The sequence below is a fragment of the Microcoleus sp. Pol7_B2 genome, assembly GCF_036701035.1.
In the GTDB taxonomy this organism is placed as follows: domain Bacteria; phylum Cyanobacteriota; class Cyanobacteriia; order Cyanobacteriales; family Microcoleaceae; genus Microcoleus.
On record NZ_JAUBQB010000172.1, the window covers coordinates 1 to 1,203 of the forward strand.

The following is a 1,203-nucleotide window of genomic DNA, read 5'->3' on the forward strand; positions in this document are numbered from 1 at the left end:
GAACAAAAGTTAGCGCCGGCGGCAGCTTTGAGGGCGGCGCAGATGGAAATGATGCACCAAGAAAAATGGAAATCTCCCTATTATTGGGCGGCTTTTACCTTGCAAGGCGAGTGGAAATGATAGAGCGGACATAATATCACTTCTTCCTGCCTTTACACTAAGCGATCTAGTGATTAAAATTGACAAAAATACAAAAGGGGTGGCTATGTTCGATCGCACTCAATGGTTTTTGGCTGGAATGTCGATCGCATTTTCGGTTCAGCTAAGTCAGCCAGTGGCAGCAGCCGTGCCCGTTGGTAAAGTCGTACAAACAGCACAAACTAACAGTAGCGAGGCTGCTGCAAAAGCTTTCAAAGAAGGAGCACAACTGTACCAGCAAGGAACGGCGAAAGCAAAAAGAAGTGCGATCGTCAAATTAGAAGAAGCATTAAAAATGTATCGGCAAGCAGGCGACAATAGAGGGCAAGCACTTAGCCTCCTTGGTCTTGGCAGAGTCTACTCAGATTTTGGAGAAAACCAGAAAGCGCTAGAGTATTTGGACCAGTCCCTTCCCCTGATTCGGGCAGTGGGAGATCGCAGTGGGGAAGCTGTCACCCTCAACAACATCGGCAGTGTCTACTCAGAATTGGGAGAAAAACAGAAAGCCCTAGAGTATTACAGCCAGTCGCTTCCCCTGAGTCGGGCAACCGGCGATCGGGGCGAGGAAGCTAATACCCTCACCAACATCGGCGGTGTCTACTCTCAATTGGGAGAAAAGCAGAAAGCGCTAGAGTATTTCGGCCAGTCCCTTCCCCTGAGACGGGCAGTAGGCGATCGCGGTGGGGAAGCTGTTACCCTCAACCACATCGGCAGTGTCTACGAAGATTTGGGAGAAAAACAGAAAGCCCTAGAGTATTACAGCCAGTCGCTTCCCCTGAGACGGGCAGTAGGCGATCGCGGTGGGGAAGCTGCTACCCTCAACAACATCGGCAGTGTCTACGCAGATTGGGGAGAAAAACAGAAAGCCCTAGAGTATTACAGCCAGTCGCTTCCCCTATATCGGGCAGTAGGCAATCGCAGCGGGGAAGCTACCACCCTCAACAACATCGGCCTAGTCTACGCAGATTTGGGAGAAAAACAGAAAGCACTAGAGTATTACAGCCAGTCGCTTCCCCTATATCGGGCAGTAGGCAATCGCAGCGGGGAAGCTACCACCCTCAACAA

At 50.8% G+C, this 1,203-nt stretch carries 2 protein-coding genes; both read left to right on the forward strand.

Annotation, left to right across the window (positions count from 1 at the left end):
• The coding region (locus tag QUA57_RS28835; RefSeq protein WP_445304491.1) for a CHAT domain-containing protein at positions 1-120 on the forward strand (120 nt) is incomplete at its 5' end.
• Between the two features lie 85 nt (positions 121-205).
• The coding region (locus tag QUA57_RS28325; RefSeq protein ID WP_333251536.1) for a tetratricopeptide repeat protein at positions 206-1,203 on the forward strand (998 nt) is incomplete at its 3' end.